19 protein-coding genes and 1 pseudogene are annotated in these 17,147 nt (G+C 64.3%); 12 read left to right on the top strand and 8 right to left on the bottom strand.

Annotation, left to right across the window (positions count from 1 at the left end; genetic code table 11):
- The first annotated feature begins 1 nt into the window (after window position 1).
- The 5 genes and pseudogenes from sdhA to AC1RQG_RS16365 form a co-directional block, all read left to right on the top strand.
- Window positions 2-1,780, top strand: a complete 1,779-nt coding sequence (gene sdhA / locus AC1RQG_RS16385) for a succinate dehydrogenase flavoprotein subunit (RefSeq protein WP_493133072.1) — start codon at window positions 2-4, stop codon at window positions 1,778-1,780.
- A gap of 10 nt (window positions 1,781-1,790) precedes the next feature.
- On the top strand, window positions 1,791-2,501 hold the full coding sequence (locus AC1RQG_RS16380) for a succinate dehydrogenase iron-sulfur subunit (protein ID WP_493133071.1): 711 nt from the start codon (window positions 1,791-1,793) through the stop codon (window positions 2,499-2,501).
- A gap of 78 nt (window positions 2,502-2,579) precedes the next feature.
- Complete coding sequence (locus AC1RQG_RS16375) at window positions 2,580-2,861, top strand: FAD assembly factor SdhE (RefSeq protein WP_182219305.1); 282 nt, start codon at window positions 2,580-2,582, stop codon at window positions 2,859-2,861.
- Between the two features lie 102 nt (window positions 2,862-2,963).
- A complete protein-coding gene (gene gltA / locus AC1RQG_RS16370; RefSeq protein ID WP_182166967.1) occupies window positions 2,964-4,268 on the top strand; it encodes a citrate synthase in 1,305 nt (434 codons plus the stop codon).
- Window positions 4,269-4,399: 131 nt separating this feature from the next.
- A pseudogene (locus AC1RQG_RS16365) lies at window positions 4,400-4,588 on the top strand (IS21 family transposase); the annotation flags it as partial.
- A 151-nt stretch (window positions 4,589-4,739) separates the two neighbouring features.
- On the opposite strand, the gene AC1RQG_RS16360 reads toward AC1RQG_RS16365, so the two are convergent.
- Together AC1RQG_RS16360 and AC1RQG_RS16355 are read right to left on the bottom strand one after the other, a co-directional pair.
- Complete coding sequence (locus AC1RQG_RS16360; protein ID WP_493133070.1) at window positions 4,740-5,075, bottom strand: hypothetical protein; 336 nt, start codon at window positions 5,073-5,075, stop codon at window positions 4,740-4,742.
- 134 nt (window positions 5,076-5,209) lie between these two features.
- Complete coding sequence (locus AC1RQG_RS16355; protein WP_493133069.1) at window positions 5,210-5,485, bottom strand: hypothetical protein; 276 nt, start codon at window positions 5,483-5,485, stop codon at window positions 5,210-5,212.
- A gap of 195 nt (window positions 5,486-5,680) precedes the next feature.
- On the opposite strand from AC1RQG_RS16355, the gene AC1RQG_RS16350 reads away from it, so the two are divergent.
- The 5 genes from AC1RQG_RS16350 to AC1RQG_RS16330 all read left to right on the top strand — a co-directional run bounded on the left by AC1RQG_RS16350 (window position 5,681) and on the right by AC1RQG_RS16330 (window position 9,257).
- Complete coding sequence (locus tag AC1RQG_RS16350; protein WP_493133068.1) at window positions 5,681-6,220, top strand: hypothetical protein; 540 nt, start codon at window positions 5,681-5,683, stop codon at window positions 6,218-6,220.
- 29 nt (window positions 6,221-6,249) lie between these two features.
- Window positions 6,250-7,707 (top strand): serine hydrolase domain-containing protein, encoded by a 1,458-nt coding sequence (locus AC1RQG_RS16345; RefSeq protein ID WP_493133067.1) that lies wholly within the window; start codon window positions 6,250-6,252, stop codon window positions 7,705-7,707.
- 149 nt (window positions 7,708-7,856) lie between these two features.
- On the top strand, window positions 7,857-8,573 hold the full coding sequence (locus tag AC1RQG_RS16340) for a DUF6058 family natural product biosynthesis protein (RefSeq protein WP_493133066.1): 717 nt from the start codon (window positions 7,857-7,859) through the stop codon (window positions 8,571-8,573).
- Window positions 8,574-8,658: 85 nt separating this feature from the next.
- Complete coding sequence (locus tag AC1RQG_RS16335) at window positions 8,659-8,979, top strand: CopG family transcriptional regulator (protein WP_493133065.1); 321 nt, start codon at window positions 8,659-8,661, stop codon at window positions 8,977-8,979.
- Window positions 8,967-9,257: a type II toxin-antitoxin system RelE/ParE family toxin gene (locus AC1RQG_RS16330; RefSeq protein ID WP_493133064.1), complete on the top strand. Its 291-nt coding sequence runs from the start codon at window positions 8,967-8,969 to the stop codon at window positions 9,255-9,257. The genes AC1RQG_RS16335 and AC1RQG_RS16330 overlap by 13 nt, the downstream gene beginning before the upstream one ends.
- Before the next feature lie 37 nt (window positions 9,258-9,294).
- Here the strand turns inward: AC1RQG_RS16330 and AC1RQG_RS16325 are convergent, their stop codons facing one another.
- The 6 genes from AC1RQG_RS16325 to AC1RQG_RS16300 all read right to left on the bottom strand — a co-directional run bounded on the left by AC1RQG_RS16325 (window position 9,295) and on the right by AC1RQG_RS16300 (window position 14,891).
- The gene (locus AC1RQG_RS16325) at window positions 9,295-10,245 is read right to left on the bottom strand and encodes a PfkB family carbohydrate kinase (protein ID WP_493133063.1); all 951 of its coding nucleotides are present in this window, start codon (window positions 10,243-10,245) and stop codon (window positions 9,295-9,297) included.
- Between the two features lie 51 nt (window positions 10,246-10,296).
- Entirely contained in the window at window positions 10,297-11,550 is a 1,254-nt protein-coding gene (locus AC1RQG_RS16320) for an ROK family transcriptional regulator (RefSeq protein ID WP_493133062.1), read from the bottom strand.
- Window positions 11,547-11,999 (bottom strand): RbsD/FucU family protein, encoded by a 453-nt coding sequence (locus AC1RQG_RS16315; RefSeq protein WP_493133061.1) that lies wholly within the window; start codon window positions 11,997-11,999, stop codon window positions 11,547-11,549. Before AC1RQG_RS16315 ends, AC1RQG_RS16320 begins: the two co-directional genes overlap by 4 nt.
- Window positions 11,992-12,792 carry an ATP-binding cassette domain-containing protein gene (locus AC1RQG_RS16310; protein WP_493133060.1) on the bottom strand — a complete coding sequence of 267 codons (801 nt, stop codon included), beginning with the start codon at window positions 12,790-12,792 and terminating at the stop codon, window positions 11,992-11,994. Before AC1RQG_RS16310 ends, AC1RQG_RS16315 begins: the two co-directional genes overlap by 8 nt.
- The gene (locus tag AC1RQG_RS16305; RefSeq protein WP_493133170.1) at window positions 12,792-13,751 is read right to left on the bottom strand and encodes an ABC transporter permease; all 960 of its coding nucleotides are present in this window, start codon (window positions 13,749-13,751) and stop codon (window positions 12,792-12,794) included. Before AC1RQG_RS16305 ends, AC1RQG_RS16310 begins: the two co-directional genes overlap by 1 nt.
- Before the next feature lie 147 nt (window positions 13,752-13,898).
- Window positions 13,899-14,891 (bottom strand): sugar ABC transporter substrate-binding protein, encoded by a 993-nt coding sequence (locus AC1RQG_RS16300; protein ID WP_493133059.1) that lies wholly within the window; start codon window positions 14,889-14,891, stop codon window positions 13,899-13,901.
- 216 nt (window positions 14,892-15,107) lie between these two features.
- Between AC1RQG_RS16300 and AC1RQG_RS16295 the strand changes: the two genes are divergently transcribed.
- Complete coding sequence (locus tag AC1RQG_RS16295) at window positions 15,108-15,728, top strand: nucleoside/nucleotide kinase family protein (protein ID WP_493133058.1); 621 nt, start codon at window positions 15,108-15,110, stop codon at window positions 15,726-15,728.
- A 104-nt stretch (window positions 15,729-15,832) separates the two neighbouring features.
- A complete protein-coding gene (locus AC1RQG_RS16290) occupies window positions 15,833-17,080 on the top strand; it encodes an ROK family transcriptional regulator (protein WP_493133057.1) in 1,248 nt (415 codons plus the stop codon).
- The last annotated feature ends 67 nt before the right edge of the window (window positions 17,081-17,147 follow it).

Here is a 17,147-nt window from a genome sequence, read left to right as displayed (position 1 = left end):
CGTGGCAGCATTCAAATCTGCAATCCCAACCCGCCGCTTTGACGCGGTAATCGTCGGCGCCGGCGGCTCCGGCATGCGCGCATCGCTGCAACTGGCCGAGGCCGGCCTGAACGTGGCCGTGCTGTCGAAAGTGTTCCCGACCCGCTCGCACACCGTGGCGGCGCAGGGCGGCATCGGCGCCTCGCTGGGCAACATGGCCGAGGACAACTGGTTCTGGCACATGTTCGACACCGTCAAGGGCGGCGACTACCTGGGCGACCAGGACGCCATCGAATTCATGTGCCGCGAAGCACCGAAGGTCGTCTACGAGCTCGAACACTTCGGCATGCCGTTCGACCGCAACCCGGACGGCACCATCTACCAGCGTCCGTTCGGCGGCCACACCGCCAACTTCGGTGAGAAAGCCGTGCAGCGCGCCTGCGCCGCGGCCGACCGTACCGGCCACGCCCTGCTGCACACGCTGTACCAGCGCAACGTGCGCGCCCGCACCCACTTCTTCGTCGAATGGATGGCGCTGGACCTGATCCGCGACGCCGACGGCGACGTGGTCGGTGTGGTGGCCCTGGAGATGGAAACCGGCGAATGCATGATCCTGGAAGCGAAGACCACCATCTTCGCCACCGGCGGCGCCGGCCGTATCTTCGCCGCCTCCACCAACGCCTTCATCAACACCGGCGACGGCATGGGCATGGCGGCACGCGCCGGCCTGCCGCTGCAGGACATGGAATTCTGGCAGTTCCACCCGACCGGCGTGGCCGGCGCGGGCGTGCTGATCACCGAAGGCGTGCGCGGCGAAGGCGGCATCCTGATCAACTCGGAAGGCGAGCGCTTCATGGAACGCTACGCACCGACCCTGAAGGATCTGGCGCCACGCGACTTCGTGTCCCGTTCGATGGACCAGGAGATCAAGGAAGGCCGCGGCTGCGGTCCGAACAAGGATCACGTGATGCTGGACCTGCGCCACATCGGCGCCGACACCATCCAGAAGCGTCTGCCGTCGATTCTGGAAATCGGCCACAAGTTCGCCAACGTGGACGCGACCAAGGAACCGATCCCCGTCGTGCCGACCATCCACTACCAGATGGGCGGTATTCCGACCAACATCCACGGCCAGGTGGTCACCCCGGCCGGCGACGGGACCCAGAAAGTGGTCAACGGCCTGTACGCGATCGGCGAATGCGCCTGCGTGTCGGTGCACGGCGCCAACCGCCTGGGCACCAACTCGCTGCTGGACCTGGTGGTGTTCGGCCGCGCGGCCGGCAACCACGTGGTCGCCTCGAACCTGAAGCAGAAGGAAAACAAACCGCTGCCGAAGGACGCCGCCGACTACGCGATGAACCGTCTGAACAAGCTGGAAACCTCGACCGGTTCGGAAAAGGTGCAGGGCGTCGCCAACGACATCCGCGCCACGATGCAGAAATACTGCGGCGTGTTCCGCACCGACGACCTGCTGAAACAGGGCTACGCCGAGATCATGAAGCTCGACGAGCGCCGCAAGCACGTGTCGTTCAAGGACAAATCCAAGGTGTTCAACACGGCCCGCGTGGAAGCGCTGGAGCTGGACAACCTGATCGAGACGGCCAAGGCCACCATCACCTCGGCCGTGGCCCGCAAGGAATCGCGCGGCGCCCACGCGCACAGCGATTTCCCTAACCGCGACGACGACAACTGGATGAAACACACCCTGTGGTTCTCCGAAGGCAACCGTCTGGATTACAAGCCGGTGGTCACCAAGCCGCTGACGGTCGACACCTTCAAACCGAAACCACGCACATTCTAAGGGTCAGAACATGGCACGCACTCTCAAATTCAAGATTTACCGCTACGATCCGGACAAGGATAGCAAGCCCTACATGCAAGACCTGACGGTCGAGCTGAAGGACACCGACAAGATGCTGCTCGACGCGCTGCAGCGCATCAAGTCGGACGTGGACGACTCGCTGGCCCTGCGCCGCTCCTGCCGTGAAGGCGTGTGCGGTTCGGACGCGATGAACATCAACGGCAAGAACGGTCTGGCCTGCACCACCAACCTGAACGAGCTGACCGAGCCCATCGTGCTGCGTCCGCTGCCGGGCCTGCCCGTGATCCGCGACCTGATCGTGGACATGACCCAGTTCTTCAAGCAGTACGACTCGATCAAGCCGTTCCTGATCAACGACTCGATCCCGCCCGAGAAGGAGCGCCTGCAGTCGCCGACCGAGCGCGAAGAGCTCGACGGCCTGTACGAGTGCATCCTGTGCGCGTGCTGCTCGACCTCGTGCCCGTCGTTCTGGTGGAATCCGGACAAGTTCGTCGGCCCGGCCGGCCTGCTGCAAGCCTACCGCTTCATCGCCGACTCGCGCGACGAAGCCACCGGCGCCCGTCTGGACAACCTGGAAGATCCATACCGCCTGTTCCGCTGCCACTCGATCATGAACTGCGTCGACGTTTGCCCCAAGGGTCTGAACCCGAACAAGGCGATCGGCAAGATCAAGGAATTGATGGTACGCCGCGCGATCTAAGCGAGGCAAAGCTGGACCCCGTGCGGGCGGCGCCGGACGCCGCCCGCTGTAGACCTCGCTGCAAGGTGCGAAATCAACATGACAGTATCGAAACCCGCTGCGCATCAGTCCGACCCGGCCAACCGCGCGCGCTTGCGCTGGCGCGCCCGCCGCGGCCTGCTGGAGAACGACATTATCCTGACCCGTTTTCTCGATGCGCATGAAACCGAATTGACCGACGAGGAAGTGGACGCATTCACGCGGCTCCTCGATTTGTCGGACAATGCCCTGATGGATCTGGTGCTGGCTCGAAAAGAGCCGGATGGCGATGTCGATCTGCCGCATGTGCACGCACTGCTGCAGCGGCTGCGCCAAGCTTGACGGTTGAGCGGACCCGCCGCGCACGACGCGGCGCCCGCCGGCCGGCATGTCCAGAATTTCGCCTTTTTTTATTTGCCTCATCTCTCCAAGAAGGAAGAGTCCATGAACACCTCTGAAAACAAAGCCACCCTATCGTTCTCCGACGGCAGCCCGTCGATCGACTTCCCCATCTACAAGGGCACCGTTGGCCCGGACGTGATCGACATCCGCAAACTGTACGCCGGCACCGGCAAGTTCACCTACGACCCAGGCTTCATGTCGACCGCCGCCTGCAACTCGTCGATCACCTACATTGACGGCGACAAGGGCGAGCTGCTGTACCGTGGCTACCCGATCGAACAGCTGGCCGTGAACGCCGACTTCATGGAATCGTGCTACCTGCTGCTGAACGGCGAACTGCCGAACGCGGCCCAGAAGAAGAAGTTCGTCGACACCGTCTCCAAGCACACCATGGTGCACGAGCAGATGCAGTTCTTCTTCCGCGGCTTCCGTCGTGACGCGCACCCGATGTCGGTGCTGGTGGGCACGGTCGGCGCGCTGGCCTCGTTCTACCACGACTCGCTCGACATCAACGACCCGCATCACCGCGAAGTGTCGGCCATCCGCCTGATCGCCAAGATGCCAACCCTGGTCGCCATGTCGTACAAGTACTCGATCGGCCAGCCGTTCGTGTACCCACGCAACGACCTGTCGTACAGCGCCAACTTCATGCGCATGATGTTCGGCAACCCATGCGAAGAATACAAGGTCAACGACGTGCTGGTGCGCGCGCTGGACCGCATCCTGATCCTGCACGCGGACCACGAGCAGAATGCTTCGACCTCGACGGTTCGTCTGTCCGGTTCGTCGGGCGCCAACCCGTTCGCCTGTATCGCTGCCGGTATCGCCTGCCTGTGGGGCCCTGCCCACGGCGGCGCCAACGAAGCGGCACTGAACATGCTGAAGGAAATCGGCACGGTCGACAAGATCCCTGAGTTCATTGCCAAGGTCAAGGACAAGAACTCGGGCGTGAAGCTGATGGGCTTCGGTCACCGCGTGTACAAGAACTTCGACCCGCGCGCCAAGCTGATGCGCGAAACCTGCCACGAAGTGCTGAACGAGCTGGGCCTGCACGACGACCCGCTGTTCAAGCTGGCCATGGAACTGGAAAAGATCGCCCTGAACGACGAATACTTCGTGTCGCGCAAGCTGTACCCGAACGTCGACTTCTACTCGGGCATCGTGCAGTCGGCGCTGGGCATCCCTGTGTCGCTGTTCACCGGTATCTTCGCCATGGCCCGCACCATCGGCTGGATCGCCCAGTGGAACGAAATGATCTCCGATCCAGAGCAGAAGATCGGCCGCCCACGTCAGCTGTTCGTCGGCTCGACCACGCGCGAAGTGCTGCCTATCGACAAGCGCGCGTAAGCGAGGCTGTCAGGTTGGACCAAAAAGCGGGCTGCGGCCCGCTTTTTTTATTTGGCGATGTGACTGTTGATTTGCACCGAAAACTGACCCACGTTGCCGTGAGATAGCCCCCTGAATCACCGGACACGGCCTATGCGGAGCGCCAATCCGCCAGCGCCATTGATCCATACGCCTTCCAGCTTTCCGGCTGGCTGAAGACCGAGGCGGCCAAATCCCGGAAGCAGAGACGCAGCCTCAAGCAGCTCCACAAGGATCTTATCAATTTGGGTTTTAAGGGGTCTTACGACAGAGTCGCGGCGTTCGCCAGACAGTGGAGGGAGGGTCAAACGGAGTGGGTCAATTCAGCGCGCAAACGAACACTGGGCGGATAAATTGTTTGTTGGATAGGTTTTCGATGAACGATGACCTCTACCAAATTGAGCACCCTTGATGGTGCGGCGTTTTGCATTGGGGGGGCAGAGTGTGGCCGAACTATTGTGCGGGCGTGACCGTGCGCGTCTTGACGTCCACCAGGAACGTTTTGCCGCCTTCGTTGGTGATGCGCAGACGGCCATCCGGGTCGAAGGTCATGGACGTGAAAAACACCCATTGCACGTCCGCTTCCAGCTTGGCGTCGATCGGGTTGCCATAGACGGGCAAGGTCCACAGCCGCTTGCCGCTGGCGATGTCGGTGGCGACCAGCACGCCGCCGACCTGGTCGGCGCCGACGTCGCGCCCGTCTTTGGCTTGGGCGTAGCGCACGCCTTCGTGCTCGACCGGCGGTACCTTGGGCGGCGGCAGGCGGTCTTCGGAAGTTTCGATCAGCATGACAGTATCCTTTTTAGCGGGTGCGTCATTGGCCATTGCCGGGGCGGCGGTGGTAGCGGATGCTTGCGCCGGCGCTCTGCCACAGCCGGACAGCAAGCCGGCCGTCATCAACAGCATGATGAGGATGCACGGTTTCAAGCGACTTGTACTTTGGCGTAGTCGCCGCTGCTCATGCGTCCGGCGCAATCCATGCAAAACATTGCCCAGCTGTCGGCATTGTTGAGCGCCTGGGCGGCGGTGAATTTGGCATCGCCGGCACCGGGTTTCAGTCCGGCGTCGTGATGGCGGTATCGATGGTCCTTGGGGCGTTGGCGGTCGTCAGTGCTGAAATGTGAGCTGGTGTCGTTGATGCGGGTGCCTATCCCATAGTATTCCTTGCTTGCCACGGGCGACAGGGGCAGTACCGACATTTATTCACAAACTCATGTCTGAGTGTCGGCACTGACGCTGAGGGCTCTGTGGTTCGTCATCTGATGCCTTGGTGGGCGAGGGGGCATGGGACCGCCCGGACGCATCAAAGCCGATACGGCGTGACAATTGGTGAGCGTCCCGGTTATTGAAATAGATAACATGTAGTATTCCATCAACATTTTCGCGGGGGGACGATGATTTACCTTTTCTATCCGTTCGACGATGGCACTGCCTTGGATACGCTGGATGCTTTGCAACCGGGAGTCGGAGGGATACCTGGTGTTGTGGCGTCCCCCAAGATTGGCGGCATTTATCGCAGCGATGGTAGCTATCCCGCCGGTTTGTGGTCGGTGACGGTCAATGATGCGATATTCGTTGTCGGCCACGCGGCCGAAGGGATGAAGGTGCTGGCCGATGCCCAAAAGAACATGATCGATCAGACCGAGGTGGTCGACCGCATGATCGCCTGCGGCTTGCCGCACAACGTGAACTGCAAGATTGTGATGTACGCCTGCGAATCGGGAAAAGGCGGGCCAGCTTCGCTCGGCTCCAAGGTCGCCAGTTCTCTCAAGACAAAAAAATACGCTTGTCGGGACAATGTCTGGGGCTTCATGTTCAAGGTCTCCACCAAAGCCAATCGGGACAATGCGCTCTGCATAGAGATGGGCAAGGGCAATTGGGTGGACTACACCACGCAGACGCATGCGCTGATGCAGACACCCCCTGGACATTGAAGACCTTCCCGGGCGGAATTGGGGGCCAGATGTTTCGATATGCCGTTGCGCTTCTCGTCATTGGTTGGGCTGTTAACGCCTGTGCGCAAAGCGAAAGCATCGAATTAAAGGCCCGTATTGAGCGCATTGAAAACGGACTGCTGGAGCCGGTTGCGGTCCATGGTGCACCCATCCGCACCATGCGGCTGCGTGATCGAATGCGTGCCCTGCATGTACCAGGTGTCAGCATCGCCGTCATCAACGCAGGAAAGGTGGAGTGGACCCGCTCTTACGGGGTTGCGGATGTAAGAACGGGTCGTCCTGTCACACCCGCCACGATCTTTCAAGTTGCATCAATCAGCAAACCGGTGGCCGCCCTGATGGCCGTGCGGCTGGCGGCAGATGGAAAGCTCGATCTTGACGATGACGTGAACCGAAGGCTGCGTCACTGGCATTTGCCGGGGGCGCAGCCGGCGGTTACTGTCCGGGCATTGCTCAGCCATACAGCGGGCATGCCAGAATTTGGGTTGTTGGGTTATGGCAGAGATGAGCCGAAACCCACACTCTTGCAAGTATTGGAAGGCGCCAGCCCGGCGACCAATCCGTCAGTGACCGTGGCAAATCCTGTGGGCGGCAGCTACGCCTATTCCAGCTTGGGTTATGCTGTGCTCCAACAGTACATAAGTGACGCCACAGGTCGCCCGTTCAGCGTTTTGGCCAGTGAAAAGGTATTTGAACCGCTCGGCATGCGCGACTCGTTATTTGCGCAGTCGCTTCCTCCCGCCCTGGCCGCACGCGCTGCATTCGGTCACGATCTGGATGGCACTGTCATTGCTGGAAACTGGCGCGAATACCCTGAATTAGCGGCGGCTGGCCTATGGAGCACGGCGCATGACCTAGCACGCTTTGTCGTGGCCGTTCAGTATGCTGTATCCGGACAGGATACGCGGCTTATCACCCAGCAACAGGCAAAGATGATGCTGACGCCAGTGGGGGACAGTTATGGTCTCGGTTTTGGACTCGATCACACTGGGGCAGAACCGGTATTCCATCACAGTGGCTCGAATGCCGGTTACAAGTCACTGTTCTTCGCATATGAGCGTACCGGAAAGGGCGCCGTCATCCTCACAAATTCGGATTACGGGGGAACTTTAATTGACGAAATTGCGCGCAGCATCGCTGCGGAATACGCATGGGGTGATTTTCGCCCGATTGAACGCGTCGGCGTCAAGGCTAACCCAGCGTTATTCAGCCGTTTTTCCGGCGATTACGCTGTGTCCAATACGACGCTGCGTATCAGCCACGATAAGGGGCATCTGTATGTCGCCGGGCCACCCATCGGTCCCCTGCCTGTGGAGTTGATCGCGGCAGGAGACTACGATTACTTTATTCGTGAAAAGGACGTCACCTTGCATTTCGATCGCAATGGTAGCGATAAGGTTCAAACTCTCACCTTCATCGATGGCCGGCCCCGCCAAGGCACGCGACTTGCCACCGGATCGCGCTGAGTTGCAGCGCGCTTTGTTCCCCACGGATCGGTGGGAACCGCCATGGCAACGAACGCGCAGAGTATCGCGTCGCGACGCGTTGAGAAAATAACTACTGTACATAAAAACAGTATAAAATGGCATCCAGTACTTAGCCAAGGAGCCATCGCATGTCGGAGCTGGACGTCTATTTATCGCAGTATTTCCTCGATACGGAGCAGATGGCGGCTGCGTCCGGGCTGCCTGTGGCGTCGTTGCTGACGCTGGTGCGGGAGCGGCTCGTGCCGGGCCCGTCTTACGTGGTGGCCAACGGCACCACGCTCAAATCGTATGTGTTCGGCGAGATGGGCGCCGGCGCGGCGAAGGAGGGCAGTTACTTCCATCCGGCGACGGCCGTGTGGGTCGACCGGGCCATCCACGTCATCGCCGAGGTCGGGCGGGAGCACGCCGGCGCGGTGCTGCGGGCCAGGTTCGCGGAGCGGATGCAGGCCGCGCTGGCCGAATTGAACGGCTCGACCTGGCGCCTGCCCGATTGCTTCGCCGAGGATGGCACGGCGATCTCGGATGGCATCGCCCGGCGCATGCAAAGCATCTGGGCGCACTTCATGCACGGGACGTTTGGCTTGTGCGTGGCCAATCCCGTGTCGGAAATGGCGATCGCGCGCAAGGAAGTTTTGCAGGAAAAGCTCACGGTGCTGAGCGTGAACGGCACCCGGTTCGCCTACACGGCCGACGAGGCGCTGGCCATGCTGGACCTGATCGACGACTTCGCCGACAGCGCCATGTCGTTTTCGCCCGTCGAATATGCAGTCAGCAGCCGCAAGCGTCTGGTCGACGATCTGGCGGCCCGTATCAGGAATGCGAGCGTGTTTGCAGAAACTGCCTGACTTCCCCTGCTTGGGCGTCAGCGCAAGAACATGGGGCGCGAATGTGCTAACGTGTGTGTTCAGCGGTGCTTTGCCGTGGAGTTAAATGATGGACACACTTTCGGAAGATTCAATTAAGACTGAGCTTGATGGGGCGGCATTGACGGTGGTTATTTCCGGCGAGCTCGCTGCCCGCCTGTCGCATTTGGCGGAACAACGGGGCTTGTCACTGGAGCATGCGGCGATAGGCGCGATCCAATATTATCTGGAACAGTTCGACGGGCTTGATGCCGTCGAACGCAGTGCGATTGAGGCGCTGCATGAGTATGCCACGACGGGCATGCATGTCACCGCGGCCGAAGCCGATGCTTGGCTGGCGGAGCTGGAAAACGGTCACGATGTTGAGCCGCCGGAATGCCACACCTGATCTGGTCGCGTGTCGCCTTGCGGGATGTGCAACGCATCTACCGCTTCTTGGCACGCAAAGATCCTCTGGTAGCCATGCGGGCAATTGCGGCGATCCGACGCGGCGTGTCGCCTCTGGCCGACTTTCCCGATATGGGGAGGCCTGCCAGTAAGCTCGGTCCCGGCGTTCGGCGCTGGGTAGTTCAGTTCGGCAGCGAAGGCTATGTCATCATGTACAAGGTGGACGCAACGGCCGTCACTTTGCTGTCGTTGCGTCATCAGAAGGAGTCCGGGCCGTGATGTCGCGGCCCTGCCCCGCCAAACTCCCTGAACGATCTCAACTTCCTGAATTATCCATGTAAGCCGTCACCTCCGCCGCCGTCGGGGGATTGCAGCCTTCGCGCATGGCGTTCAGGCTGGCGCTGGCGATGGCGCGTTGCAGGGCGGGCCGCAGCGTTTCCTCTCCGGCGTCGGCTAACGCGGCCGCCGACAGGCTTTCGTGCGCCGCCAGCGCGGCCACCAGGCCGGCCAGGAAGCAGTCGCCGCAGCCGACCGTGTCGCGGACTTCGATGCCGGACGGCGCGGGCAGGGTGATCGTCGCGTCGCGCGACAGCAGGATGGCGCCGTCGGCGCCCAGTGTCAGCGCGATCAGCTCCACCTGGGGCAAGTCCAGCAGCGTGCGGGCCGCTTCCAGCGGTGACTGCGCCGTCAGGCCCAGGTGGGCCAGGTCTTCCTCGCTGACCTTGATCAGGTGCGCGTGGCGCAGCGCGCGCCGCACGCCGGCCGCGTAGGCGGGCAGGTCGTCGCAGGCCAGCGGCCGCAGGTTGGCGTCGATCGAAATCAGCGCGCCGGCTTCGGCGGCGGCGGCCACGATGGCCAGCGTGGCATCCAGGTCTTCCGGCACCAGCGCCAACCCGCCTGTGTGGAACAGCCGCGCGCCGGCCGGCAGCGCGGCGCGCGCTTGCGCGGGCGTGATGTCGCGGTCGGCCACGCCCTGGCGGTGAAAGGCGTAGCTGGGCGACTTGTTCTCGTCCAGCGTGACGATGGCCAGCGAGGTGGGGCGGGCGCTGCGCTGCGGGCTGCCCAGGCGCACGTCGGCTTGCCCCAGCATGCGCGCGAAGCCGTGGCCGAAGCTGTCGATCGACAGCGGATTCAGATACGTCACCGCCAGCCCCTGGCGCGCCGTGGCCAGCGTGAAGTTGCATACGGCGCCGCCGAGCGCGGCGGCAAAGCGGCCGTCCGGCATTTCTATCATGTCCACCAGCGCTTCGCCGTAGGTCACTATCATGGTTTTCTCCTGCGTATTTCGTGTTGTGTGTTGGGGGCTGATGGCCGCCGCTCAGCGTGCGGCCGTGTGCAGCAATTTCAAAAACAGTTCGCGGTCGGGCGCGAAGTTGGCGTGCAGCGGCAGCAGCGCGGCGCCGATGGCGCGCGCGTCCGCGCCGATCGCGCCGGCGCGCAGGGCGGGCCGGCGCACGCCTTCCCAGCTGTAGCGTTCCAGCGCCTGCTTGGTTTGCTCCAGCAGGCGCGCCAGCAGGGCGGGGTGGCTGGAGCCGTCCAGCACCACTTCGTCCAGGTCCAGCAGACAGGTGGCGTTGCTGACGGCGAGGGCGATGGCGCGGGCGGCGTCATCCAGCCACGCTTCCGTGTGGGTCAGCCACGGCTGCTGCAATGCGCGCGCGTCGTAGGCGGCCGTTTCGTCCAGACCGGCGGCGGCGTACAACTGCTCAAGGCTGAACAGCGAGGCGGTGCTCAGCAACTGCTCGGGCGGCCCACCCGCGCCGGGCGCCAGTTGCAGCGGCATGGAGCCGAGCGCACCAGCATTGCCGGACAGGCCGGCATGCACGCTGCTGTCGAGCACCAGGCCGCCGCCGATGAAGGTGCCGACGAAGATGTACAAATAGCTGCCGATGCTGCGGCCGCGCCCGGCCACCAGTTCGGCCACGCAGGCGGCCATGGTGTCCTTGGCGAACACCACGGGCACGTGGCTGACGGCCTGGATTTCGGCGCGGATGTCGAGCCGTTCCCACTGGCCGGCCTGCGCCGGCGCGCTGCCGAGCAAGGCTTGCCAGCCACCGAGTCCCAACGGCGCGGCCACGCCGATGCCGGCCAGCCGCGCCGCCCGCAGCGGGCCCAGTTGCTTGAGCAGGTCGCGCTGCATGGCGGCGATCTGGCCGAACAGCAGTTGCGGATCGGGATAGCGGTAGCTGAGCGCGCGGCGTTCGCACACCTCGCCATGAAAGTCGATCAACAGCAGGTCCAAGCTGCGCCGGCCGATCTTGATGCCGATGAAGTAGGCGCCGTCGGCATTGAGCATGATGGGCACGGACGGCTGTCCCACCTTGCCGCGCTGCGGCGCGCGCTTGAGCACCAGCCCCTGTTCCAGCAGGCGGTTGATGATCAGCGACACGGTCTGCGTGCTCAGGTGCGTGAGCCGCGCGAGGTCGGCCTTGGCCAGGCTGCCGTGCAGCCGGATCGCCTGCAGCACCACGCGTTCGTTGAACTGCCCCATGCCGCTCTGGTTCGAGCCGCGCGGACGCAGCCAGATGCTGGCGTCGGTCGGTGCGACGGCGGCGTGGGACGTGTTCATCATGCTGGCTGCGCTCCGGTCAGCACGCCTTTGCGGAACAGGAAGTTGGCGTATGGTTGCAGCTCGCCCGTCTGGACGATCGCATACGCCTGTTTCACGCGCTCATAGAACGCGAACCGCTCGACCGCCTCGCACTGCGCCGGCAGGGCGTCGCCGGCCCGCTGGCACAGGCCCAGCATGGCCTGCTGCAGCGGCGTGCGGTAGCCCGCGGGCTGGCCGCAGACGGCCATGAAGTCCACCGGACGCTCGGCCAGATCGAGCGGGAACACCGACAGCACGGCGCTGGCGGCGCGCGCCAGGTCCACGCCGGGCAGGCGGATCAGCGGTTTGCCGCGTCCCAGCGATGTGGCCGTGAAGTTGGCGTCCACCAGCACCACGGCGTCGCCGTGGCCCATTTCGGCCAGCACCTTGAGCAGCTCGGGGCTGAGCAGCGGATCGATACCTTTAAGCATGGGCCTGCTCCGGCAAGTCGCGCGGGTCCTTGGCGCCCGTCATCACGGCCACCGTGTCGGACATGCTGATGTGCTTGGGGTCGACCACGGCCACACGCTTGCCCAACCGCTGGATGTGGATGCGGTCGGCGATCTCGAACACGTGCGGCATGTTGTGGCTGATGAGGATCACGGGCAGGCCGCGGTCGCGCACGCGGCGGATCAGTTCCAGCACCATGTTGCCTTCCTTGACGCCCAGCGCCGCCGTCGGCTCGTCCAGGATCACCACGTGCTTGGCGAAGGCCGTGCTGCGCGCCACGGCCACGCCTTGGCGCTGGCCGCCCGACAGCGTGCCCACCGCCTGCTTCATCGAACGGATGCCGATCTTCAGGTCCTGCATGTGGCCCACGGCTTCGGCCAGCATGCGCGGCTTGTCGATCAGGCGCAGCCAGCGGCCCAGCAGGCCGGGGCGCAGTATTTCGCGGCCGAGGAACAGGTTCTCGGCGATGGTCATGGCCGGCGCCACGGCCAGGTCCTGGTACACGGTTTCGATGCCGTGGCGGCGCGCGTCGATCGGGGACTTGAAGCGCACCGGCTCGCCGTCGAGCGTCAGTTGGCCCTCGTCCGGGATCACGGCGCCCGACAGGGCCTTGATCAGCGAGGATTTGCCGGCGCCGTTGTCGCCGATCACGGCCAGGATTTCACCGGCGCGCAGGTCGAAGTCGGTGCCGTCCAGGGCGGTCACGCCGCCGTAGCGTTTGACCAGGCCGCGTGCCTGGAAGATGGTCGCGGGGATCGTTGCGGTCATGGTCATCAGCCTTTCTTGTGCGTCAGTTGGTCGGTGGCGACGGCCAGAATCACCAGCACGCCCGTCACGAGGATTTGGTACACCGAGGGCACGCCCATCAGCGTCAGGCCGTTGCGGAACACGCCCACGATCAGCACGCCGACGAAGGTGCCCATGACCGAGCCGCGTCCGCCGAACAGGCTGGTGCCGCCCAGGACCACGGCCGTGATGCTGTCGAGGTTGTCCGTCTGGCCGCCTTGCGGATCGCCCACGCCCATGCGGGCCACGGACAGCATGGCCGCCACGCCGTAGAACAAGCCGGCCATCATGTACACGCCGATCAGCACGCGCGAGGTGGCGATGCCGGTCAGGCGCGCCGCTTCAGGGTTGTTGCCGACTGCGTACAGGTGGCGGCCCGGCGCCGTCTCGCGCAGGAACAGCCAGGTCAGCACGTACAGCGCCAGCATCAGCACGGTGCCGTAGGTGAGGGTGGTCTGGCCGAGGTGGAAGGTGTTGCCGAAGAAGGTCATCGCGTCCGGCAGGCCGGTCACGGTCTGGGCTTGCGAATAGATCTGGGTCACGGCGAAGGCGATGTTCATGGTGCCCAGCGTGACGATGAACGGCGGCAGCTTGATCGAGGTGACCAGCGCGCCATTGAGGTAGCCGATCAGCACGCACACGCCCATGCCGCAGGCCACGGCCAGGTAGGGATGCATGCCGTAGTCGACGGCGAATTTGGTGGCCACCACGGAGCCGAGCGCCATCGCCATGCCGCACGACAGGTCGATGCCGGCGGTGAGGATGATCAGGGTCTGGCCGATGGCGATCACGCCCACCACCATCACCTGTTGCAGGATCAGCGAGAAGTTCTGGCCGCTCAGGAAGCGGTCGGACTGGGTGGCGAAGAACAGACAGGCGGCCAGCAGGGCCAGCAGCGGGCCCAGTACGGTGACTGGCGGCAGCACATCCTTGAGGCGCAGAGACATGGATTTCCCCGTGAGGGCAGGGGGCTGGTGGACGGCGGCGGCAGCCACCGAGCCCGGGTTCAGATCGCGTTGCATGATATTCCTTTCGGTACGGTCGGGGCGGCCGTGGCCGCCCTCTGTCCTGGTTACGTGCCGTGGCCGGCGTGCTTATTTACCCCAGCAGGCGCTCAGGCCGTAGCCGGTGTCCTGGCTGGGCACGTTGGCCTGCTTCTTGTCCGTGATCAGGGTCACGCCCGTGTCCACGTAGCCGCTGACCTTCTTGCCGGTCTTGGCGTAGGTCACGCCGGCGTCGACGGCCAGGCCGGCCATCTTCAGCGGATATTGCTGCGAGGTGGCCGCGATCACGCCGGCCTTGACGTCGCGCACGCCGGAGCAGCCGCCGTCCACCGACACGATCAGCACGCCTTTTTCCTTGCCGGCCGCCTTCAGGGCCTTGTACGCGCCCGCCGCTGCCGGTTCATTGATGGTGTAGACCAGGTTGATGTCGGGGTTCTTCTGCAGGCAGTTCTCCATCGCCGTCTGGCCCTTGCCCTGGTCGCCGTAGCTGTCGGCCATGCAGACCACGTCCGCGCTCTTGGCCAGGCCGGCCGTCTTGGCGTCCACACCGGCCACGCCGAAGCCGGCCAGGAAACCGTTGTGGCGGGCGATGCCGACCGGGTGGCCGGGGAACAGGTCGAGCGTGGCGATCTTGGCGGGCTTGCCGCCGAACGCGGCCTTCGCGTATTCGCCGATCAGCAGGCCGGCTTTGAAGTTGTCGGTGGCGAACAGGGCGTCGGTGGCGTTGGCCGGTTCGGCCGGGCTGTCGAGCGCGATCACCATCACGCCGGCGTCGCGCGCTTTTTTGATGGCGGGCACGATGGCCTTGGAGTCGTTGGGCGTGATCAGGATGGCCTTGGCGCCGGCCGACACCATGTTCTCGATGGCCGTGACCTGGCCCGCGTTGTCGCCGTCGGCCTTGCCGGCCGCCGTCAGCAGCTTGGCGCCCTGCAGCTTGGCCGCGTGTTGCGCGCCTTCCTTCATCTTGACGAAGAAGGGGTTGGTTTCGGTCTTGGTGATCAGGCCGATGACGGGTTCGGCGGCGGCGGCGTAGCCGGCGACGGATGCGATCAAGCCCACTGCGATGCAATGCTTAGCGTACATGCTGTCTCCTAAGTGTTTTTTATTGGATACCCGACCGGGTCGGTCGGCGTGGCGCCGGTGGCGTTGACTGAAATATAGGCCGCTTCGATTAATAAATCAATCTATTTTATTTAATCATGCGGAAGTCGCCTTTGATTGAGGTAACATGGCAACAAAAACAAGGGCTGGCTGAAGGAACGGCTGTTGTACGGCGGCTGAAATTACCCAGGAGAACGTGTGGATACGAAGTTTTTGGAACAAGCGCTGGCGGACTTGCTGGCCACGCTGGTGCCCGGTCAGCGCACCATGCTGGGCCTGGTTGGCGCGCCCGGCGCCGGCAAGTCCACCGCGGCCCAGCGCCTGCTGGAAGCATTGCCCGGCCGCGCCGTGGTGGTGCCCATGGATGGCTACCATCTGGCCAACACGGAACTGGCACGGCTGGGGCGGGCAGGACGCAAGGGCGCACCCGATACCTTCGACAGTGCCGGCTACGTGGCCCTGCTCGCGCGCCTGCGTCAGCGCGCGCCGGGCGAGGTGGTGTACGCACCCGAATACCGGCGCGAGATCGAGGAGGGCGTGGCGGGCGCGATCGCCGTGCCGCCGGAGATCGAACTGGTCATCACGGAGGGTAACTACCTGTTGCTGGATCAGGGCCACTGGGCCGGCGTGCGCACGCAACTGGACGCGGTCTGGTATGTGGACGTCGACCACGACCTGCGGCGCGAGCGGCTGGCGGCGCGCCACATGCGCTACGGCCGCACGGCCGAACAGGCGCGCGACTGGGTGTGGCAGACGGACGAACCGAATGCCGTGCTGGTGGAGGCGAGCAAGGTGCGGGCCGACCTGGTGCTGCGCTGAACTCGCAAAACCGACTTTGTGGCGGTTGATACCGCAAGTTGCCAAGCCGGGCGTGATGGTGCAGACTGCCTGCTTTGCCAACCCCGCGTCCAGGAGCAGTCCCCATGCAGCAAACTCCCCCCACCGCCGCCGACGCTGACGAAGCCGTCGCCGACAATTTGCGGCCGCGGGGTTCGAACCAGACCGGCATGCGCCAGTTCAACGAGCGCGTGGTGTTGCAGGCGATCCGCCTGCACGGCAGCCTGCCCAAGGCCGACCTGGCCCGCCTGACCACGCTCAGCACCCAGACCGTGGCCCTGATCATCAACCGCCTGACCGACGACGGTCTGGTGATGAAGCTGGAACCGCTGCGCGGCAAAATCGGCCAGCCCTCGGTGCCGATCGCGCTCAAGCCGGACGGCGCATTCTCGATCGGCGTCAAGATCGGCCGCCGCAGCCTGGACGTGCTGCTGCTCGATTTCGTCGGCACGGTGCGCAACCGTTATTCGCTCGGCTACCGCTACCCCGATCCGGATCTGGTGTTCCGCACCATCGCCGACCAGGTGCGCCAGATGCAGGCCGCGCTGGCGCCGGCGCTGCGCAGCCGCATCCAGGGCATCGGCGTGGCCGCGCCGCTGTCGCTGGGCAGCTGGCGCGAGTTGATCGGCATGGCGCCCGAGGAGGGCGGACGCTGGAACCGGCTCGACATCGCGCGCCAGATCGAGGCCGACACCGGCCTGCCGGTGCGCTTCGCCAAGGACACGGCGGCCGCCTGCGTGGCCGAACTGGTGGCCGGTCGCGGGCGCAGCGTCAAGAGTTTCCTGTATCTGTACATCGACACCTTCATCGGCGGCGGGCTGGTGATCGACAGCCATCTGCACGCTGGCCTGCATGGCAACGCGGGCGCCATCGGCTCGCTGCCGGTGGGCATGGCCGGCACGGACGCCGGCATGCCGCCGGCGCAGCTGCTGTCGACCGCGTCGCTGCTGGGACTGGAAAACCTGTTCGGGGAGGCGGGGCTCGATCCGCTGGCCGCCTACGACGAGCGGGCCACGCAAGGACAGTGGGATGCCCACAGCACGGCGTGGGTGGCGCAGGCCGCGAACGCGATCGCGATGGCGGTCACCAACGCCAGCTGCCTGCTGGATCTGGAAGGGGTGATCGTCGATGGCTCATGCAGCCGCGCGCTGCTGGAGCGGCTGATGGCCGGCGTGTCGGCCGCGCTGGCGCGCTACAACTGGGAAGGCGTGCAGCGGCCGCAGATCCAGATGGGCACCATCGGCCCGGACGCGCGCGCGCTCGGTGGCGCGCTGCTGCCGCTGTACGCCAATTTCGCGCCGGACCGCGACCTGTTCCTCAAGCTCGAAGCTTAAGGAACAGATCGCGGCAAACCAGGGTCAGATCCCAGGGTCTGACCCTTAAGCTACTGATGCTTGGCGC

The organism is Rugamonas sp. GW822-FHT03B10, from assembly GCF_058801745.1.
This window is presented reverse-complemented; position numbering and strand designations above follow the sequence as displayed.

Excerpts from the sequence above, each read along its gene's own strand:
- AC1RQG_RS16380 (WP_493133071.1), top strand. The coding sequence starts at position 1,791 with ATGGCACGCACTCTCAAATTCAAGATTTACCGCTACGATCCGGACAAG.
- AC1RQG_RS16375 (WP_182219305.1), top strand. The coding sequence starts at position 2,580 with ATGACAGTATCGAAACCCGCTGCGCATCAGTCCGACCCGGCCAACCGC.
- gltA (WP_182166967.1), top strand. The coding sequence starts at position 2,964 with ATGAACACCTCTGAAAACAAAGCCACCCTATCGTTCTCCGACGGCAGC.
- AC1RQG_RS16360 (WP_493133070.1), bottom strand. The coding sequence starts at position 5,075 with ATGCTGATCGAAACTTCCGAAGACCGCCTGCCGCCGCCCAAGGTACCG.
- AC1RQG_RS16355 (WP_493133069.1), bottom strand. The coding sequence starts at position 5,485 with ATGTCGGTACTGCCCCTGTCGCCCGTGGCAAGCAAGGAATACTATGGG.
- AC1RQG_RS16350 (WP_493133068.1), top strand. The coding sequence starts at position 5,681 with ATGATTTACCTTTTCTATCCGTTCGACGATGGCACTGCCTTGGATACG.
- AC1RQG_RS16345 (WP_493133067.1), top strand. The coding sequence starts at position 6,250 with ATGTTTCGATATGCCGTTGCGCTTCTCGTCATTGGTTGGGCTGTTAAC.
- AC1RQG_RS16340 (WP_493133066.1), top strand. The coding sequence starts at position 7,857 with ATGTCGGAGCTGGACGTCTATTTATCGCAGTATTTCCTCGATACGGAG.
- AC1RQG_RS16335 (WP_493133065.1), top strand. The coding sequence starts at position 8,659 with ATGATGGACACACTTTCGGAAGATTCAATTAAGACTGAGCTTGATGGG.
- AC1RQG_RS16330 (WP_493133064.1), top strand. The coding sequence starts at position 8,967 with ATGCCACACCTGATCTGGTCGCGTGTCGCCTTGCGGGATGTGCAACGC.
- AC1RQG_RS16325 (WP_493133063.1), bottom strand. The coding sequence starts at position 10,245 with ATGATAGTGACCTACGGCGAAGCGCTGGTGGACATGATAGAAATGCCG.
- AC1RQG_RS16320 (WP_493133062.1), bottom strand. The coding sequence starts at position 11,550 with ATGATGAACACGTCCCACGCCGCCGTCGCACCGACCGACGCCAGCATC.
- AC1RQG_RS16315 (WP_493133061.1), bottom strand. The coding sequence starts at position 11,999 with ATGCTTAAAGGTATCGATCCGCTGCTCAGCCCCGAGCTGCTCAAGGTG.
- AC1RQG_RS16310 (WP_493133060.1), bottom strand. The coding sequence starts at position 12,792 with ATGACCATGACCGCAACGATCCCCGCGACCATCTTCCAGGCACGCGGC.
- AC1RQG_RS16305 (WP_493133170.1), bottom strand. The coding sequence starts at position 13,751 with ATGTCTCTGCGCCTCAAGGATGTGCTGCCGCCAGTCACCGTACTGGGC.
- AC1RQG_RS16300 (WP_493133059.1), bottom strand. The coding sequence starts at position 14,891 with ATGTACGCTAAGCATTGCATCGCAGTGGGCTTGATCGCATCCGTCGCC.
- AC1RQG_RS16290 (WP_493133057.1), top strand. The coding sequence starts at position 15,833 with ATGCAGCAAACTCCCCCCACCGCCGCCGACGCTGACGAAGCCGTCGCC.